This window comes from Streptomyces sp. NPDC085946, from assembly GCF_044540485.1.
Lineage (GTDB): Bacteria > Actinomycetota > Actinomycetes > Streptomycetales > Streptomycetaceae > Streptomyces.
On the sequence record NZ_JBITSF010000009.1, the window covers coordinates 180,213 to 197,369 of the forward strand.

The 17,157-nt window shown below is 73.5% G+C and carries 18 protein-coding genes; 10 read left to right on the forward strand and 8 right to left on the reverse strand.

Features of this window, described 5'->3' with window-relative positions:
- Window positions 1-119: 119 nt before the first annotated feature.
- Window positions 120-878, forward strand: coding sequence for a TIGR00730 family Rossman fold protein (locus ACIF8T_RS19915; protein WP_400036749.1), 759 nt, complete (start codon window positions 120-122; stop codon window positions 876-878).
- A 96-nt stretch (window positions 879-974) separates the two neighbouring features.
- On the opposite strand, the gene folP is transcribed toward ACIF8T_RS19915, so the two are convergent.
- A complete protein-coding gene (gene folP, locus ACIF8T_RS19920; RefSeq protein WP_400036966.1) occupies window positions 975-1,835 on the reverse strand; it encodes a dihydropteroate synthase in 861 nt (286 codons plus the stop codon).
- Between the two features lie 135 nt (window positions 1,836-1,970).
- On the opposite strand from folP, the gene ACIF8T_RS19925 reads away from it, so the two are divergent.
- Window positions 1,971-2,327 carry a DivIVA domain-containing protein gene (locus ACIF8T_RS19925; protein WP_400036751.1) on the forward strand — a complete coding sequence of 119 codons (357 nt, stop codon included), beginning with the start codon at window positions 1,971-1,973 and terminating at the stop codon, window positions 2,325-2,327.
- Window positions 2,324-2,908 (forward strand): DNA-3-methyladenine glycosylase I, encoded by a 585-nt coding sequence (locus ACIF8T_RS19930; RefSeq protein ID WP_400036753.1) that lies wholly within the window; start codon window positions 2,324-2,326, stop codon window positions 2,906-2,908. Before ACIF8T_RS19925 ends, ACIF8T_RS19930 begins: the two co-directional genes overlap by 4 nt.
- A 14-nt stretch (window positions 2,909-2,922) precedes the next feature.
- Here ACIF8T_RS19930 and ACIF8T_RS19935 read toward each other — a convergent pair whose 3' ends face one another.
- A complete protein-coding gene (locus tag ACIF8T_RS19935) occupies window positions 2,923-3,726 on the reverse strand; it encodes an enoyl-CoA hydratase/isomerase family protein (RefSeq protein ID WP_400036755.1) in 804 nt (267 codons plus the stop codon).
- Between the two features lie 382 nt (window positions 3,727-4,108).
- Here ACIF8T_RS19935 and ACIF8T_RS19940 point away from each other — a divergent pair, with 382 nt between their 5' ends.
- On the forward strand, window positions 4,109-4,276 hold the full coding sequence (locus tag ACIF8T_RS19940) for a DUF3117 domain-containing protein (protein ID WP_003966491.1): 168 nt from the start codon (window positions 4,109-4,111) through the stop codon (window positions 4,274-4,276).
- A 98-nt stretch (window positions 4,277-4,374) separates the two neighbouring features.
- Here ACIF8T_RS19940 and ACIF8T_RS19945 read toward each other — a convergent pair whose 3' ends face one another.
- Window positions 4,375-5,070, reverse strand: coding sequence for an O-methyltransferase (locus tag ACIF8T_RS19945; protein ID WP_400036968.1), 696 nt, complete (start codon window positions 5,068-5,070; stop codon window positions 4,375-4,377).
- Between the two features lie 165 nt (window positions 5,071-5,235).
- Here ACIF8T_RS19945 and sigE point away from each other — a divergent pair, with 165 nt between their 5' ends.
- The 5 genes from sigE to ACIF8T_RS19970 all read left to right on the forward strand — a co-directional run bounded on the left by sigE (window position 5,236) and on the right by ACIF8T_RS19970 (window position 10,878).
- The gene (sigE, locus tag ACIF8T_RS19950) at window positions 5,236-6,009 is read left to right on the forward strand and encodes an RNA polymerase sigma factor SigE (RefSeq protein ID WP_400036757.1); all 774 of its coding nucleotides are present in this window, start codon (window positions 5,236-5,238) and stop codon (window positions 6,007-6,009) included.
- Window positions 6,006-6,998 carry a zf-HC2 domain-containing protein gene (locus ACIF8T_RS19955; protein WP_400036759.1) on the forward strand — a complete coding sequence of 331 codons (993 nt, stop codon included), beginning with the start codon at window positions 6,006-6,008 and terminating at the stop codon, window positions 6,996-6,998. Before sigE ends, ACIF8T_RS19955 begins: the two co-directional genes overlap by 4 nt.
- Before the next feature lie 197 nt (window positions 6,999-7,195).
- A complete protein-coding gene (locus tag ACIF8T_RS19960; protein WP_400036761.1) occupies window positions 7,196-9,292 on the forward strand; it encodes a trypsin-like peptidase domain-containing protein in 2,097 nt (698 codons plus the stop codon).
- Between the two features lie 227 nt (window positions 9,293-9,519).
- On the forward strand, window positions 9,520-9,948 hold the full coding sequence (locus ACIF8T_RS19965) for a sec-independent translocase (protein WP_400036763.1): 429 nt from the start codon (window positions 9,520-9,522) through the stop codon (window positions 9,946-9,948).
- Window positions 9,949-10,206: 258 nt separating this feature from the next.
- Window positions 10,207-10,878, forward strand: coding sequence for a hypothetical protein (locus ACIF8T_RS19970; protein ID WP_400036765.1), 672 nt, complete (start codon window positions 10,207-10,209; stop codon window positions 10,876-10,878).
- Between the two features lie 127 nt (window positions 10,879-11,005).
- Here ACIF8T_RS19970 and ACIF8T_RS19975 read toward each other — a convergent pair whose 3' ends face one another.
- Genes ACIF8T_RS19975 through ACIF8T_RS19985 form a run of 3 tightly spaced genes read right to left on the reverse strand, consistent with a single transcriptional unit; the run spans window position 11,006 to window position 14,058 of the window.
- The gene (locus ACIF8T_RS19975) at window positions 11,006-12,139 is read right to left on the reverse strand and encodes an Mrp/NBP35 family ATP-binding protein (RefSeq protein WP_400036767.1); all 1,134 of its coding nucleotides are present in this window, start codon (window positions 12,137-12,139) and stop codon (window positions 11,006-11,008) included.
- A gap of 43 nt (window positions 12,140-12,182) precedes the next feature.
- Entirely contained in the window at window positions 12,183-12,779 is a 597-nt protein-coding gene (locus ACIF8T_RS19980; protein ID WP_400036769.1) for a DUF1003 domain-containing protein, read from the reverse strand.
- Entirely contained in the window at window positions 12,769-14,058 is a 1,290-nt protein-coding gene (locus tag ACIF8T_RS19985) for a magnesium transporter MgtE N-terminal domain-containing protein (RefSeq protein ID WP_400036771.1), read from the reverse strand. Before ACIF8T_RS19985 ends, ACIF8T_RS19980 begins: the two co-directional genes overlap by 11 nt.
- 261 nt (window positions 14,059-14,319) lie before the next feature.
- Here ACIF8T_RS19985 and ACIF8T_RS19990 point away from each other — a divergent pair, with 261 nt between their 5' ends.
- Window positions 14,320-15,027: a hypothetical protein gene (locus tag ACIF8T_RS19990; RefSeq protein WP_400036970.1), complete on the forward strand. Its 708-nt coding sequence runs from the start codon at window positions 14,320-14,322 to the stop codon at window positions 15,025-15,027.
- Window positions 15,028-15,044: 17 nt separating this feature from the next.
- Here the strand turns inward: ACIF8T_RS19990 and ACIF8T_RS19995 are convergent, their stop codons facing one another.
- The gene (locus ACIF8T_RS19995; RefSeq protein WP_400036773.1) at window positions 15,045-15,554 is read right to left on the reverse strand and encodes a hypothetical protein; all 510 of its coding nucleotides are present in this window, start codon (window positions 15,552-15,554) and stop codon (window positions 15,045-15,047) included.
- Window positions 15,555-15,588: 34 nt separating this feature from the next.
- Window positions 15,589-16,704 (reverse strand): magnesium and cobalt transport protein CorA, encoded by a 1,116-nt coding sequence (locus ACIF8T_RS20000; RefSeq protein ID WP_400036775.1) that lies wholly within the window; start codon window positions 16,702-16,704, stop codon window positions 15,589-15,591.
- Between the last annotated feature and the right edge of the window lie 453 nt (window positions 16,705-17,157).

Here is a 17,157-nt window from a genome sequence, read left to right on the forward strand (position 1 = left end):
CGGACATGCTGAGGTCCCCCGCACGTAACCCGCGTAGATCTACGCTGAGGCGGAACAACCCCTCCCCGAGCTCCCGGGTCCGCGTGAGCAGGGGAGACCCCGACACGGAGGGAGCGCACATGGCTACCGGCAACCCCGAGGGGAAGAAGCAGCCGCCGGAGGAGCAGCGCCTGGGGCCGGTCCTCCGGCGGCGGGGACAGGTCCAGGCCAGCACCACCGACCAGCGGCTGCTGGACGAGCGGGCGCCGTCCGACTGGGTGCACACCGACCCCTGGCGGGTGCTGCGCATCCAGTCGGAGTTCATCGAGGGCTTCGGCACCCTGGCCGAACTGCCCTCGGCCATCAGCGTCTTCGGCTCGGCCCGGACGCCCGTGGACTCCCCGGAGTACGACGCCGGCGTCAGGATCGGCAGGGCGCTGGTCGAGGCCGGCTTCGCGGTGATCACGGGCGGCGGCCCCGGGGCCATGGAGGCCGCGAACAAGGGGGCCCGGGAGGCGAACGGCATCTCGGTGGGCCTCGGCATCGAGCTGCCCTTCGAGCAGGGGCTCAACCCGCACGTCGACATCGGCCTCAACTTCCGCTACTTCTTCGTGCGGAAGATGATGTTCGTCAAGTACGCGCAGGGCTTCGTCGTCCTGCCCGGCGGCCTCGGCACCCTCGACGAGCTCTTCGAGGCCCTGACCCTGGTCCAGACCCAGAAGGTCACCCGCTTCCCCATCGTCCTGTTCGGCACCGCCTACTGGGGCGGCCTGGTGGACTGGCTGCGCCACACGGTGATCGCCCAGGGCAAGGCCGCCGAACAGGACCTGCTGCTGTTCCACGTCACGGACGACGTGGACGAGGCGGTGGCCCTGGTGTCGAAGGAGGCGGGCCGCTAGGACCCGCCCGGCTCCCCGTCTCCCGGCCCTCCGTCTCCCGGCCTCCCGGTTCGCCGGCCTTCCGGCCTCCCGGTCCGGCGCACGGCGGGGGCGGCGCTACGCCAGCCCCCGCCGCGCCACCGCCGGCGGCCGGTGCCCCGCGATCGACGCCACCATGTCCAGCACCTGACGCGTCTCGGCGACCTCGTGCACCCGGTAGACCTGCGCCCCGAGCCACGCCGACACCGCGGTCGTCGCCAGCGTGCCCACCAGCCGCTCCTTCACGGGCCGGTCCAGGGTCTCCCCGACGAAGTCCTTGTTGGACAGCGACACCAGCACCGGCCACCCCGTGGCGACCATCTCGTCCAGCCGCCGCGTCGCCTCCAGGCTGTGCCGGGTGTTCTTGCCGAAGTCGTGCCCGGGGTCGATGAGGATCGACTCCCTCGGCACGCCCAGCGCCTCCGCCCGCTCGGCCAGCCCGACCGTCACCTCCAGGATGTCGGCCATGACGTCGCCGTACTCCACCCGGTGCGGCCGGGTCCGCGGCTCGGCGCCGCCCGCGTGCGTGCACACCAGTCCCGCGCCGTACCGCGCGGCGACCTCCGCCAGCCGCGGGTCGACCCCGCCCCACGCGTCGTTCAGCAGGTCCGCCCCCGCCTCGCAGACCGCCTCGCCGACCTCCGCACGCCAGGTGTCCACGCTGATCACGACGTCCGGGAACCGCCGCCGCACCTCCGCGACGAAACCGACCGTGCGCCGCGCCTCCTCCTCGGCCGTCACCTCGTCGCCCGGCCCGGCCTTGACCCCGCCGATGTCGACGATCGCGGCCCCTTCGGCCACGGCCTGCTCCACGCGGGCGAGCGCGGGCTCGTCGCGGAAGGTGGCGCCCCGGTCGTAGAAGGAGTCAGGGGTCCGGTTCACGATCGCCATGATCACCGGCTCGTGCGGTCCGAATTCCCGCCTGCCCAGCCTGAGCATCCCCTGTGACCTCTCCTCGTGCGTGCCGGGAACGTCCCGGTCCTCGACCGCCTGCGACCCTAACTGCCAGACTCGCATGGCACGATCGGAGCCTGGCACATCCGATCAACCGATCCGACCGTGGGGACCTCAGCGATGGTTATGTTCTTGTTCCTGGTCGTCGCGCTCGCCGTCGTGGTCGCCGCGGTGACCCTCGCCGTGGTGGGCGGCGGCGAGAACGGCCCGCTCACCGAGGCCGCCCCCGAGCGGCTGAGCGACCCCCTGCCGCCGGACCGTCCGGTGGACCGCGCGGACGTGGAGGGGCTGCGCTTCCCCCTCGTCGCCCGCGGCTACCGCATGGCGGACGTCGACGACGCCCTCGGCCGGCTGGGCGCCGAGCTCGCCGAGCGGGACGCGCGCATCGCCGACCTGGAGTCCGCCCTGGCCGGCGCCCGCGCCGCCGCGGCCCGCGTCGCCGTGGAGAAGACGGACCCGCGGGGGGACCGGCCGTGAGCGACGGAGCCCCCGTGGCCGGCCCGGACGGCGCCCCGCGCTGCCCCTGGGCCCTGTCCGCCGCCGAGTACGTCGCCTACCACGACGAGGAGTGGGGGCGGCCCGTCCGCGGCGACGACGCCCTCTTCGAACGCCTCAGCCTGGAGGCCTTCCAGTCGGGCCTGTCCTGGATCACCATCCTGCGCCGCCGCGCGGGCTTCCGCGCCGCCTTCGCCGGCTTCGAGATCGCCGCCGTGGCCGCCTTCACCGACGAGGACCGCGAGCGCCTGCTCGCCGACGCCGGCATCATCCGCAATCGCGCCAAGATCGACGCGACCCTCGCCAACGCGCGCGTGCTCACGGAGTGGGAGCCGGGCGAGCTGGACGGGCTGATCTGGTCCCACGCGCCCGACCCGGCCGCGCGCCCGGCCCCGCGGACCCTCGCCGACGTGCCCGCGGTCACCCCGGAGTCCACGGCCCTGGCCAAGGCGCTCAAGAAGCGCGGCCTGCGCTTCGTCGGCCCCACGACGGCCTACGCGCTGATGCAGGCCTGCGGCCTGGTCGACGACCACCTCCAGGCCTGCGTCGCCCGCCGCGCCTGAGGCCGGCGGCCCCGTCAGCGCCCCAGGTACTTCGGCTTCTCCTTGTCGACGAAGGCCCGCACCGCGATCGCGTGGTCCTCGGAGGAGCCGGCCCGCGTCTGCAGCTCGTCCTCCTTCTCCAGGGTCTCCTCCAGCGAGTGCGTCAGGCCGTACGCCATGGCCTCCTTCAGCGCCGCGTACGCCACCGTCGGCCCCTCGGCCAGCGCCCGCGCCACCTTCCCGGCCTCCGCGCGCAGCTCCGCGCCCGGCACCACCCGGTTGGCGATGCCCAGCTCGTACGCCTCCTGCGCGCCGATGCTGCGCGGGAAGAGCAGCAGGTCGGCGGCCCGGCCGGGGCCGACCACCCGCGGCAGCGTCCAGGAGATGCCCGAGTCGGCGGTCAGCGCCACCCCGGCGAACGAGGTGTTGAAGGACGCCGTGTCCGCCACGATCCGGTAGTCCGCCGCCAGCGCGAAGCCGAAGCCCGCCCCGGCCGCGACCCCGTTCACCGCGGCGACGACCGGCTTCGCCGCCTCGGTCAGCGCCCGCACGATCGGGTTGTAGTGCTCCCGCACGGTGCTCATGGTGTGCGCCGAACCGGTCTCCCGGTCCGAGATCAGCAGCCCGATGTGCTCCTTGAGGTCCTGCCCCACGCAGAACGCCCGGTCACCGGCGGCGGTGAGCAGGACGGCCCGGACGGCGGTGTCGTCCGCGGCGGCCCTGGCCGCGTCCCGCAGGGCGACCTTGGTGGCGACGTCCAGCGCGTTCATCGCCTCCGGGCGGTTCAGCGTGATCGTCGCCAGTCCGTCGCTCACCTCGTAGAGCACGGTGTCGGCCATGGCGTATCCCCTCCGTGTAGCGGCTCGGGGACGTACCGGTGGGTACGTCCCGGGTCTGCAGGACAGCATGACGGAGATCACCGGCGGCGGACCGGAGGGGACGTGTGACCTGCGTCAAAGAATTCCGGTCCGCCCGCGTCCGGCGGACCGGTGTGCGGCGGTGCAGTATCGCAGTCCCATCGCCGAATTGAGTGGTTTTGCTCGCGCGCGTTGCCCAAGCGATGCCGACCGATGTTGGTCATCGGGTCGTGCGATGCGGGATAATGGCCTGGAAGCAATGTGTTCGACGCCGGTGACGCGTGTCCTGCTCACGGGACCGCGCGCGCCCTTCAGTGGGCCGTCGGCTGTGACGGTGAGCTGGGTTTCAGGAAGGGGAACGAGCATGGCGGCCATGAAGCCGCGGACGGGCGACGGCCCGCTCGAGGTGACCAAGGAGGGGCGGGGCATCGTCATGCGCGTTCCGCTCGAAGGCGGCGGTCGGCTCGTCGTAGAGCTGACCCCGGACGAGGCCGACGCCCTGGGCGACGCTCTCAAGAAGGTCGTCGGCTGACGCGCAAGCGACTACATCCTCACAGCTGCCCCGGCATCCACGCACGATGCCGGGGCGGCTGTTTTACGGGGCCTCGGGGCACGCGCCGCCGGGGCGGCTCACCGCTTCACCGCGCACAGCAGGCCGTCGCCCACCGGCAGCAGCGACGGCACCAGCTCCTGGCTCTCGCGCACCGCGCGCAGCAGCTCCCGCAGCCGGAGCACCTCCGTGGGCTGCGGTCCGGAGTCCACCGTGCGGCCGTGCGCGAAGACGCCCTCGAAGACGACCAGCCCGCCGGGGCGCAGGAGCCGCAGCGATTCGGCGAGGTAGTCGATGTACTCCTGGCGGTCGCCGTCGCAGAAGACGAGGTCGTACCCGGCGTCCGCGAGCCGGGGCAGGACCTCCAGGGCGCGGCCCGGGATGAAACGGGCCCGGTTGCTGGCGAAGCCGCCGGCGCGGAACGCCTGGCGGGCGAACTGCTGGTGCTCCGGCTCCGTGTCGACGGTGGTGAGCACCCCGTCCGGGCGCATGCCGTGCAGCAGGTGGATCCCGGAGACCCCGCAGCCGGTGCCGATCTCGGCGACCGCCTTGGCGTCCACGGAGGCGGCCAGCAGACGCAGCGCGGCGCCCGTGCCGGGCGACACCGAACGCAGCCCTGCCTCGAGGGCCCGGTCGCGTGCCCACTGCAGCGCTTCGTCCTCGGCGACATAGGCGTCGGCGAACGCCCAGCTCGTCTGCCGGTTGCCGGTAATGACCCTCTCCTGTCCCCTGGTTGCCTGGGCGTGACTGTATCCGTTGGCGCCGGGAACCCGCAGATGGGACCGGTCGTTTAAAGGGGAAGAGCAACAGGCGCGGGCCGTGACGGGGGGCAGGGGATGGACGAGGGCGCCGAGCAAGTGCTGACGCAGCCGTACGAGCCGTGCCAGCCCAGATCAAATTCTCGTAAAACCGCTTATCCGGTGCTAACGGGCGAGGTGGCTATGGTAGGGGCTCCACTGGACACCACCAGAGCTGACAGGGGAGGTGCGGCCGCGCCCGGGGACCGGGGTGGAGTGCTACGGCGCTTCCTCGGATCGGCGGGCAGGCCGACATCCGTGAACGACACCGCTGCTGACCACGGCCCCGCCGCCGGCCCGGCCCAGACCGCGACCTTCTCCACCGACGCGGACGGGCAGGCGTGGACTCCGCCCACCTGGGAGGAGATCGTCAGCATGCACAGCGGCCGGGTCTACCGGCTCGCCTACCGCCTCACCGGCAACCAGCACGACGCCGAGGACCTCACCCAGGAGGTTTTCGTGCGCGTCTTCCGCTCCCTGTCGACGTACACGCCGGGGACCTTCGAGGGCTGGCTGCACCGCATCACCACCAACCTGTTCCTGGACATGGTCCGCCGCAAGCAGCGCATCCGCTTCGACGCGCTCGGCGAGGACGCGGCCGAGCGGCTGGCCAGCAAGGAGCCCACCCCGCAGCAGGTCTTCAACGACGCCCACTTCGACGCGGACGTCCAGCAGGCCCTCGACACCCTGGCCCCCGAGTTCCGCGCCGCCGTCGTGCTGTGCGACATCGAGGGACTGTCCTACGAGGAGATCGCCGCGACCCTCGGCGTGAAGCTCGGCACGGTCCGCTCGCGGATCCACCGGGGCCGCTCCCAGCTCCGCAAGGCCCTCGCGCACCGCTCGCCCAAGGCGCGCGCCGAGCGCCGCTCCTTCGTGTCCCGTGTCCCCGCCCTGGGAGGAGGGGGCGCGAGCGCGTGAGCGGATCACGGCCCGACTCCGAGGGGCACCTCGCGGAGCAGCACCTGGGAGACCGACTCTCCGCCCTGGTGGACGGGGAGCTCGGTCATGACGCGCGGGAGCGCGTGCTGGCGCACGTCGCCACCTGCGCCAAGTGCAAGGCGGAGGTGGACGCCCAGCGCCGCCTGAAGAACGTTTTCGCGGAGGCGGCCCCGCCGCCCCCCTCCGAGAGCTTCCTGGCCCGCCTCCAGGGCCTTCCCGCGGGGGGTGACCCGGACGGCGGCGGTACGGCGCCGGGCGGGGGAGGGCTGCCGGGCGGACTGTCCGGACGGTTCGGGCAGTCCGGGGCCTTCGGCGTGCGGCGCGGCGAGCGGTTCGAGTTCGACTACGCCCCCGTGCGCCGGCACGCCCCCGTGCTGCCGGCCGCCCCGCCGGCCGGCCGCGGCTTCCGCATCCACGACGTCGGCCGTCACGAGACCGACCGGTCGTCCTCGCGCCTGCGCTTCGCGTTCGTGGCCGCGGGGGCGGTCTCCCTGGCCGCGATCGCGCTCGGCGGGGTCACCGTCGGGACGCCGGCCGACACGGAGGCCCGCGGCGGTTCCGGCAGCGGGACCAACGTCACGCCGGCGCGCACGCAGGGCACGGGCGCCGCGACGGCACCCGAGTCGCAGCGGCGCCGCGCGGCCGGGCCGCTGCTCGGGCAGGCGCAGGGCCAGGGCGGCCTGGGCGACACCCCGGTCGCCCCCACCGAGGTCTCCGCGCCGCTGCTGTCCGGGGCACCGTCCCCGGCCGCCGGGCACCAGGGCACCCTCCACGCCCTGACGGCCCCGGTGATGGCGGGCGCCGCCGCCGTGTCCCCGCTGATACGTCCGCTGACCGCGCCGCAGCCCCTCACGCTGTCCGCGTGGTCCACGGCCGCCGGGATCACGGGCCCCGACCTGCTCGGCGCGCCCGTCCCCGACCCGGCCGCGTCCCCCGCTCCCTCCGCCTCCACCCGGCCCGCTCCCTGACCGGCCCCTGCGCACCGGCCCGGATACCTGATTGAATCCGGGAACGCGCCCACGGCCGGGCAGGCGGTGCGGGCGCGGAGCCGCAGGGGTGCGCCGGTCCTCGCGTCGGGCCGGGCGCCCCGGGCGACCGGACATCAGGGAGTCGACGACCGCGGCCACCGCCGGCGAGCCGTGCCGCGGCCAGGTGTGGGGAGAACATGGACGAGGGGAAGCCCCCGAAGGCGAAGTGGTGGAGCCGCCCCCGGGCGCAGGGCTCCCCGGACGGGCCGCAGGCGACGCCTCCGGCGTCCGTCGAGGCGGCCCGCCCGGCAGGTGCCGGCGGGGACCCCGCACGGGAGCGGCCCGGAGCGGTCCCCGACCGCGGCGACGACGGGGGCGACTTCGAGCTGGCCCGGCCCGCGGTGCGGGAAACCGCCGGTGAGGGCGACCGTGACGGTGACTACGAGTTGCCGGCGCCCAGGGCCGCCGGGGCGGCCGGGGGCGGCCCGGGAGACCTTTGGGGCGGGACCGCGGGTGCCGACGTGTCGGCGGGCCCTGGCGCGCCCGCCGAACCCGCTGCACCCGCTGCACCCGCTGCACCCGTGGGACCTGCCGCGCCTGTGGGACCCGCCGCACCTGTGGGACCCGCCGCATCCGCACCCGTGGAACCCGCCGGTTCCGCCGCTCCCACTGCTCCCGCCGTTCCCGTCGCTCCTTCCTCGGCCGACGAGCCCGTGGCGGCCGTCGGTCTCCCCGCCGGGCCGGTGACGCCCCTGCACGACCCCGACCCCTACAGCACCCCGCCGTACGGGCAGCCGGGCCCCTGGGCGCCCGCGCCGCCCGTCCAGCACCCGGCAGCCGGGACGCCGGCACCGGACACGGGCGTGCCGACCCCCGCGCCGGGACACGGAGCGCCGGTCCCGCCCCTGTCGACGACCGTCCCCGGGCAGGCGGCCCCGGCAGCCCCGCCGGTCACACCCCCGTACCCCGATGCCCCGTTCCCGGCCGCCGTTCCCGCGCAGGCACCCCCCGTCCCCCCGGCCGCCCCCGCACCTCCCGTCGCCGACGCCCCGGCCCCCGCGACCGCCCCCGAAACACCTTCGGCCGACCCCTGGCGGCGTTACGACCCCTGGGCGGCCTCCGCCGGCGGGGCGGGGGCGTTGCAGCAGAGCGGGGCGGCCGTGACCACCGCGGAACAGCGGCGCAGGCGGGCCAGGAAGACGCTCGCCGGCTGCGCCGTGCTGCTCGCGCTGGTCTCCGGGGGCGTGGGCGGCCTCGTAGGGGCGTACATGGAGCGCAACGGCGGTGTGGGGACCATCGAGCTCCCGCAGGCCGGGAAAGAGCCCACGGGGCGCGCCGCGGACAGCGTGGCGGGCATCGCCGCCCGGGCCCTGCCCAGTGTGGTCACGCTGCACGTGAGCGGCGCCGGGGAGCAGGGCACCGGGACCGGCTTCGTGCTCGACACCCGGGGCCACATCCTCACCAACGACCACGTCGTGGAGCCCGCCGGCGCCGACGGCGAGATTACGGTGACGTTCCACAGCGGGGACACCGCCGAGGCCACCGTCGTCGGCCGGGACAGCGGGTACGACCTCGCCGTGGTCGAGGTCAAGGGCGTGCGCGGGCTCACGCCCCTGCCGCTCGGCAACTCCGACAACGTGCGGGTCGGCGACCCCGTCGTCGCCATCGGCGCGCCCTTCGACCTGGCGGGCACCGTCACCTCCGGCATCATCAGCGCCAAGCAGCGCCCCATCACGGCCGGCGGCGGGAAGGGCGACGGCGGCGAGGTGTCCTACGTCGACGCGCTGCAGACCGACGCGCCCATCAACCCCGGCAACTCCGGCGGCCCCCTGCTGGACTCCCGGGCCCGGGTCGTCGGCATCAACTCCGCCATCCGCTCCGCCGCCAGCGGCGCCGAGCCGGACGACGGCCGGTCCGGTTCGATAGGGCTCGGGTTCGCCATACCGATCAACCAGGGCAAGCGCGTCGCCGAGGAGCTCATCAACACGGGCCGGGCGACGCATCCCGTGATCGGCATCACCCTCGACATGGACTACACCGGCGACGGCGCCCGCGTCGGCACCGAGGGCAGCGACGGCGGACCCCCGGTCACCCCGGGCGGGCCCGGCGCCGAGGCCGGGATCCGGGCGGGTGACGTCATCACCGAGGTCGACGGCCGGCGGGTGCACTCCGGGGAGGAACTCATCGTCAAGACCCGCGCCCACCGCCCCGGCGACCGCCTGGAGCTGACCCTGCGGCGCGGCGGCGCGGAGCGGAAGGTCTCGTTGCGGCTCGGTTCCTCCGATGGCGGCTGAGACGCACGGGGATCTCACAGCCGGCTCCGGGCCGCCGCCTGGCACCCCCGCTGACCAGGGGCCGGGACGGCGGACGGCGGGGAAGGCGCCGCCCTCCGCACACGCGGAGGTCACCGGACAGTACCGGTCGTACAGGATCGCCGGGTACCGTGGAGCCGGCCCGGACCACGGCAAGACCCGCACGACCACCGAGGGCCGAGGACCGAGGACATCGCAAGGAGCTTCAGGTGTTCAATGACATAGGACCGCTCGAGCTGGTGACGCTCATCGTCCTCGCCGTGCTCGTCTTCGGTCCGGACAAGCTCCCGAAGGTCATCCAGGACGTGACGCGCACGATCCGGAAGATCCGTGAGTTCTCGGAGAACGCCAAGCAGGACATCCGGCAGGAACTCGGCCCGGAGTTCAAGGACTTCGAGTTCGAGGACCTCAACCCCAAGACGTTCATCCGCAAGCAGCTGGACAACGAGGACCTGGGGCTGAAGGAGATCCGCAACGGCTTCGATCTGAAGAAGGAGATGGCCGAGGTCACCGACGCCGTCCACGGCCGCGACCCGGAGCCGTCGACGGGGTCCTCCACCGGCCGCGTCGACATGTCCAAGAAGCCCGACACACCGGGCCGCGACGAGCGTCCGCCCTACGACGCGGACGCCACCTGACGCGACCGGCGAAGGCCCCTCGCCCGCAGGTCCGCGGGCGTGCGGCCCGGCTGCGCGTGACGCGTCTCATACTCCGCCCGGGGTGCGCACGGCCTGAAGACGACGTCCGGGCGCCCCGCGCGCCGGGCGCTTTCCCTGCCGCCCGGAGCTGGGTGGCTATGCTGCCAAGTTGTTGTGCGGACCGTACTTGAACGAGCAACGCCGCCCGAAGGGGGGCGGGCCGCTCCGGTTCGACAGAGCGAGGAGGCGTCCGGGCACATGGAGACGACGAGTCGGGCAGTCGCGCAAGCGCCGGCCGCGGAGGGCGAGCAGCAGGCTCCCTCCGCCCGGCGTACGGTCGACGGCTACCTGCGTGCGCCCTTCCCGTGGTACGGCCTCGACGAGGCCTTCACGGGGCCGCGCTGGCTGATGCAGGTCGGGGCGGCGGCCGACGGGACCGTGGAACACGGGTCGATCGGTCACGGCGACGAGCCGTCGGTGCGCAACGAGTACGCGGCCGGAGGCGACCAGGACGCCAAGGAGAAGTTCGCCGTCGTCGTGACGGTGGCGGCCAACCCGGTGCGCCGCAGCCCGGACGGCACGGGCGTGCTGGAGGCCACCTCGGTCTCCTCCGCGGCCTGGCTGGCCGGCGTGGGGCTGCTGTCCTTCACCTGGCCCGGCCAGATGGACCACTCCCTGCGCGACGACTGGCTGGAGCAGCAGACGGAGACGGCGTGGGTGCTGGCGGACGACCTCGCCGGTGACGACTGGTCGACGCTGTCGCTGCCGGTGGACGGGGTGCCCACGGCGTTCCACTACCGGGAGTCCGAGTTCGGGTGGGTGCTCGCCGGGTCCACGCCGGCGGGGGTGCACCTGGGGGCGTACGGCCGGGGCATGAGCGCGTACGGGCTCGGCTTCTCCGTGGTCAAGGACATCGCCGCGTACGCCTAGCCGACGGGGCCGGACGGAAGGGGCGCCGCCGGTGAGCGGCGCCCTCTCGCCGTACGGTGGGCGTGCCCGGGCGGCCGCGGCGCGTCCGCGGCCGGCCGCGCGGCTCCCCGGGCCCCTGGAAGGCGTCTCAGAACTTGTTGCGCGGCGTGATGCCCAGCGACATGCCCGACAGGCCCCGCTGCCGGCCGCCCAGCTTGCCCGCGATCGCGCGCAGCGCCGAGCCCGCCGGGGAACCGGGGTCGGTCAGGACGACCGGCCTGCCCTCGTCGCCGCCCTCGCGCAGGCGGACGTCGATGGGGATGCTGCCGAGGACGGGGACGGAGGTGCCCGTCGTCCGGGTCAGGCCGTCCGCGACGGTCTGGCCGCCGCCCGTGCCGAAGACGTCGACCATCTCGCCGCAGTGCGGGCAGGGCAGGCCGGACATGTTCTCGACCACGCCGACGATCTTCTGGTGGGTCTGGACGGCGATGGAGCCGGCCCGCTCGGCCACCTCGGCGGCGGCCTGCTGCGGGGTCGTCACGACCAGGATCTCGGCGTTGGGCACCAGCTGGGCCACCGAGATGGCGATGTCGCCGGTGCCGGGCGGCAGGTCCAGGAGCAGGACGTCCAGGTCGCCCCAGTACACGTCGGCCAGGAACTGCTGGAGCGCGCGGTGCAGCATCGGGCCGCGCCACACGACCGGCGCGTTGCCCGGGGTGAACATGCCGATGGAGATGACCTTCACGCCGTTCGCGGACGGCGGCATGATCATGTTCTCGACCTGGGTGGGACGGCCGTCGGCGCCCAGCATGCGGGGCACGGAGTGGCCGTAGATGTCGGCGTCGACGACACCGACCTTCAGGCCGTCGGCGGCCATCGCCGCGGCCAGGTTGACCGTCACCGAGGACTTGCCGACGCCGCCCTTGCCGGAGGCGACCGCGTAGACCCGGGTGAGGCTGCCGGGCTTGGCGAAGGGGACCTCGCGCTCGGTCTGGCCGCCGCGCAGCGCGGTCGCCAGCTCCTTGCGCTGCTCGTCGCTCATGACGTCGAGCGTCACGTCGACGCGGGTGACGCCCTCGACCCGCGAGACGGCGTCGGTCACGCGCTGCGTGATGGTGTCGCGCATGGGGCAGCCGGAGACCGTCAGGTACACGGTGACCGCGACCGCCCCGTCCGCGCCGATCTCCACCGACTTGACCATCCCGAGTTCCGTGATGGGCCGGTTGATCTCGGGGTCGTTCACCGTCGCCAGTGCCTCGCGCACCGCGTCTTCCGTAGCCATGGTGACGATGGTACGGCGCCGCACAGCGGCCTGGGAAAGCCCGTCAGCGGTCGTCTGCGTCACGTCCCCGTGACCGGTCCGCCGGGAATACGACGGGCCGGTCGTGGTGGCCGTTCTGCCGCTCCTCCAGTTCCTTGACCACGTCCTGGAGCTCGGAGCGGATCCAGTCGCGGGTGGCGACCTCGCCGAGGCCGATGCGCAGCGCGGCGATCTCGCGGGTCAGGTACTCGGTGTCCGCGATCGACCGCTCGTTCTGCTTGCGGTCCTGCTCCAGGTTGACCCGGTCCCGGTCGTCCTGCCGGTTCTGCGCGAGCAGGATCAGCGGGGCCGCGTAGGAGGCCTGCAGGGACAGGGCCAGCGTCAGGAAGATGAACGGGTACTCGTCGAACCGCAGGTGCCGGGGGGCGAGGATGTTCCAGCCGATCCAGGTGATGACGATCACCGTCATCCAGACCAGGAACCGCCCGGTGCCGATGAAGCGGGCGACCCGCTCCGACAGCCGCCCGAAGGCCTCCGGGTCGTACTCGGGCAGCAGCCTCAGCCGCCGCGGGCGCGGCTGGTCGAGCCGGGGGCGGTGGCGGGTCGCGGCCGTGGCCCCGGCCGGGACGCGCTCGCGGGAGGTCTCGCGCTCAGGCACCATCGGCCGCCACCTCCTCGTCCTCCACCGCGCTGAACTCCGTCTCCCGCCAGTCCTCCGGCAGCATGTGGTCCAGGACGTCGTCCACGGTCACCGCGCCCAGCAGCGAGCCGGCCTCGTCCACCACGGGCGCCGCCACCATGTCGTACGTGGCGAAGAACCCGGCGACGGCGGGCAGCGCCGCTTCGGGGTCCAGGGGCTGCAGGTCGGTGTCGACGATCGAGCTGACCAGGGCGTACGGCGGCTCGCGCAGCAGGCGCTGGAAGTGGACCGTGCCCAGGTACTTGCCGGTCGGTGTCTCGTCGGGCGGCCGGCAGACGTAGATCTGGGCGGCCAGGGCCGGGGAGAGGTCGGGGTTGCGGACGCGGGCGAGGGCCTCGGCGACCGTGGAGTCGGGCCGCAGCACGATCGGCTCGGTCGTCATCAGCCCGCCGGCCGTGCGGTCCTCGTACGACATCAGGCGCCGCATGTCGGCCGCGTCGGCGGGCTCCATCAGGCTCAGCAGCCGCTCCTTGTCCGCCTCGGGGAGCTCGCCCAGCAGGTCGGCCGCGTCGTCGGGGTCCATGGCCTCCAGGACGTCGGCGGCGCGCTCCTCCTTCAGCTTGCCGAGGATCTCGATCTGGTCGTCCTCGGGCAGCTCCTCCAGCACGTCGGCGAGCCGCTCGTCGTCCAGGGCGGCGGCGACCTCGGCGCGGCGCTTGGGGGACAGGTGGTGCAGGACGTTGGCCAGGTCGGCGGGGCGCAGCTGCTCGAAGGTGGCGAGCAGGTTCTCCGCGCCCTGCCCGTGCTCCTCCAGGGAGAACCCGGTGACCGCGGACCACTCGACGGTCAGCGCCTCGCCCTTGCTGCGGCGGAACGCGCCCCCCTTCTTGCCCTTGCGCACGAAGACCCGGTCGATCTCCCACTCCCGGCGGGCCGGCAGCTGATGCACCGACAGGTCCAGGACGGTGACCTCCTCGCCGGTCTCCACCAGCGTCACGCGCCGGTCCAGGAGCTCCCCGAACACGAGCCGCTCGGTGGGCCGCTGCTCGAAGCGCCGGACGTTGAGCACACCGGTCGTGATGACCTGGCCGGACTGGATGGCGGTCACCCGGGTCATGGGCAGGAAGATGCGGCGCCGGGTGGCGAGTTCGACGACCAGGCCGAGCAGTCGCGGGGGTTTGCGGCCGACCCGCAGCATGACGACCAGATCGCGTACCCGCCCCACCTGGTCGCCGGCCGGGTCGAAGACGGCGACGCCGGAGAGGTGCGAGACGAAGATCCGGGGGGCGCCCGCTGCCATGGCTCTGCTTCCTTTACGTGCGGGGTTCGTGCGGTGGGGCTTGCTGTGTCTCTGTTCCGAATTGCCCGCTCGGGAGGGCTTCAGGCTAGCCCGTCCCGATCGGGCGTGCGCCTGCGAGGGGTCCGGACGGTCTGGCTCCGTCCGGCCCCCGCGGCCCCGGTACTCTGCGGTACGCCGTTGAGGACCGTCGTCAGAGAGGCAGCCCCACCTGTGTCTGCGTTTGCCCAGGGCCGTCACCGCAGGGCCGCGCTGGTGCGCGCGATGTGCGCGCTGGTCGTGGCGGGGACCGGGCTGGCCGGGTGCGCCGGCGAGGACCCCGACGAGGGCACCAACGGCGTCGGCAGGCTGTCCGCCGGGAAGATCCAGAACCGGGCCCGTACCGCCGCCGAGGCCGCCGACGCGGTCCGGCTGCACGGCACGGTGGTCAGCGGCGGGCGCGCCTACACGCTCGACATGCGGCTGAAGGACGACGGCGCCACCGGGTCGGTCACGGCCAAGGACGCCACCTTCCAGCTGCTGCGGATCGGCGAGCAGCTGTACCTGAAGGCCGGTGCGGAGTTCTGGAGTCACGGCGACGACCAGGGCGAGGACGGCGAGGCGGACGCGGCGGCGGCCGGCAAGCTCGACGGCAAGTACGTCAAGGTGCCGCAGGGCGACCCCTCGTACCAGAAGTTCAGCGGTTTCACGGACAAGGACGTCCTCCTCGACGGTCTGCTGACGCTGCACGGCACGCTGGCGAAGGACGGCCACCACGAGCAGGCGGGCGTCCGCACCATCCGCATCTCCGGCGACAAGGGCTCCGGCGGCACCCTGGACGTCTCCCTGGAGGGCACGCCGTACCCGCTGCGCCTGGTGCGCGGCGGCAAGGCGGGCACCCTGCGCTTCTCCGCGTGGGGCACCGACTTCGCGCTGAAGGAGCCGGCGAAGGACGAGACGGTGGACTACGGCCGGGAGCTGCCGACGTCGTAGGCCCGGTGCCGCGGGCGCTACCCGCGCCGGCGTCTCCTCAGCAGGCGCGGCAGCCCGGCCGGGACCGGCTCGCGGGTCGTCGCCGGGGTCGGCAGCGGCGCCTCGGCCAGGGAGCCGTCCGGCAGCGGCGCCGTCGCCCCCGTCGGCTCCAGGCGGAGCACCCGGCACTCGCGCGCCCACCGCGCGGGCACGGCCTCGCCGTCCGGGGCGTTGAGCCGCTTGCCCTTCAGCTCGGCGACCGCCGCGTCCCACGCCTCGGAGCCCGGCTCCAGGGCCGTGACGCGCGCGGTCCAGGAGACCAGCCGGCCGCCCTTGTCCTTGCTGCGGACCGTCACCTCGGCCTCGGCCCCGTCGGCCAGCCCGGACAGCGGCTGCTCGCCCGGACCGTCGCCGACCACGCACGCCGCGCCGTCGTGCCAGACGTGCCACAGCGCACGCGCCGAGGCCCTCGGCCCCTTGACCCAGATCAGACCGGACTTCTTCGTGGCCTCCTCGATGAGGGCCCGGTCGAGCAGCTCGCTTGTCATGCGCCCAGCCTAGTCAGGCGGGCTCCGGGCGCCCTCACAGCCAGCCGTTGCGCTTGAGGGTGCGGTGGATGCCGATGCAGATGGTCACCGTGATGCCCATGATCACGGGGTAGCCGTAGCGCCAGTGCAGCTCGGGCATGTGGTCGAAGTTCATGCCGTAGACCCCGCACACCATCGTCGGCACGGCGATGATCGCGGCCCAGGAGGTGATCTTGCGCATGTCCTCGTTCTGCGCGACGGAGGCCTGGGCGAGGTTGGCCTGGAGGATGGAGTTCAGCAGTTCGTCGAAGCCGACGACCTGCTCCTGCACCCGGGCCAGGTGGTCGGCGACGTCCCGGAAGTACTTCTGGATGTCCGGGTCGATCAGCCGCATCGGCCGCTCGCTGAGCAGCTGCATGGGGCGCAGCAGCGGGGAGACCGCCCGCTTGAACTCCAGTACCTCGCGCTTGAGTTGGTAGATCCGGCCGGCGTCGGTGCCGCGCGGGGTGCCCTTGCGGCCCGGCGAGAACACCTCGGTCTCGACCTCGTCGATGTCGTCCTGCACCGCGTCGGCGACCGCGATGTACCCGTCGACGACGTGGTCGGCGATGGCGTGCAGCACGGCCGACGGGCCCTTGGCCAGCAGCTCCGGGTCGTCCTGCAGCCGGTGCCTGAGGCCCCGCAGCGAGCCCTGCCCGCCGTGCCGGACGGTGATGAAGAAGTCCCGGCCGGTGAAGCACATCACCTCGCCGGTCTCGACGACCTCGCTGGTGGAGGTGAGCCGGTCGTGGTCGAGGTAGTGGATGGTCTTGAAGACGGTGAACAGGGAGTCGTCGTAGCGCTCCAGCTTGGGGCGCTGGTGGGCCTGCACGGCGTCCTCGACGGCCAGCGGGTGCAGCCCGAACTCCCGTGCGATGCCCGCGAACTCGCCCTCGGTCGGCTCGTGCAGCCCGATCCACACGAAGCCGCCGTCGCGGCGCACCAGCCGCATCGCCTCCTGCGGGTTCAGCGGGGTGTCGGTGGCCAGGCGCCGGCCGTCGCGGTAGACGGCGCAGTCGACGACGGCGGAGGTCGTCGCGGGGTCGCGGGTGGTGTCGTACGGGCCGCTGTCCTTGCGCAGCGACACGCGGGACGGACGGACCACGGCGCGCAGGTCGCGGATCATCGACATGAGCGGGCTCCTTCGCAACGGGCAACGAAAGGCGCCGACGACGGGTGGAACTGCCCGGAATGGGGACGTCCTTCGAAGGCTTCCGCCCGGGGAACAGAGGAAGGATGTTTGGCGCGTCCACAAAGCGGGGAGCACCGCACCGTCGCGGTGGCGAGCTTCGTCACTGATTCAGCTACTGGGGCAGATCAGGCAGATCCGACGGGCCGGTGCAGGCCGGCCGGATCAGGCAAAGCGAAACGAAGTGCTCTTCCGTATGAAGGCGCGAATGCGAGAGGTGGCAGCCGACAGGAGCGAAAGCAGCTACATCAGCGGTCGGAAGAGCGGGTGGTACTGCACGGTCGACTTCGATCCATGACAGCCTCACCTCCTCCGGCCGGTCCCTCGTGAGGGACGTTCCATACCCCTTGCAGGGGTTCCCCGTAGGGAGAGTTCTCATCAGCGGCGGGGCCGGAT